The following is a 723-nucleotide window of genomic DNA, read 5'->3' as shown; positions in this document are numbered from 1 at the left end:
AGCTAGTATTCGCATATTCATCCAGTATAACAGGTGCCTCAGAAACCTCTGCTGCACGACCTAATACACGCTTGGCGATAAGCTGATTCATGCTTAAGTTAGCTTGATGGAGCCACATCTGTTTTAGGTGTTCAGCGCTAAGCTCGTTTTCCGCCAAGTGCTCATTGATCATTTTAGCAACGAGTGGAGATACCTCTTTGAATACTTTTCGCCCTTGCTGAACAAATAGCTTATCACTAAAGCCTTCACTGCCGGGAGCACAACGATTCAGGAATCCAAAATTATTACGAATATTATTGGAGAAGGTTGTCTTTAATTTTGCGCTGACAACTTCGAACGAGTCATCACAAGATACTGTGTCAGCTCTCTCTATCACGATTGCGGTACAGACATCACCAAAGATAAAGTGACTATCTCTATCACGAAAATTTAAATGCGCTGTGCAGATTTCCGGGTTTATTAACAATACAGCCCTGGCAGAACCGCACTGAACAGCATTGAGCGCAGCCTGAAGGCCAAATGTGGCCGATGAGCACGCCACATTCATATCATATGCGAAGCCTTCTACACCAAGTTGGCTTTGAACCTCAATTGAGACAGCTGGATAAGCGCGCTGTAGATTCGAGCAAGCGACGATGACGGCATCGATATCAGCGACGGTTTTGTTTGCATTTTTGAGCGCATCTTTGGCTGCTTTAACGGCCATTTCGCATAAGATACTAG

Annotated in this window: 1 protein-coding gene; it reads right to left on the bottom strand. The window is 44.7% G+C overall.

Features of this window, described 5'->3' with window-relative positions; genetic code table 11:
- Positions 1–706 (bottom strand): beta-ketoacyl-ACP synthase III (locus A3761_RS24045; RefSeq protein WP_082870371.1); only part of this gene is annotated, 706 nt, incomplete at its 3' end.
- Between the last annotated feature and the right edge of the window lie 17 nt (positions 707–723).

Source organism: Oleiphilus sp. HI0123 (assembly GCF_001635315.1).
The sequence above is the reverse complement of the archived record's forward strand: the minus strand, read 5'-3'. Positions and strand labels throughout refer to the sequence as shown.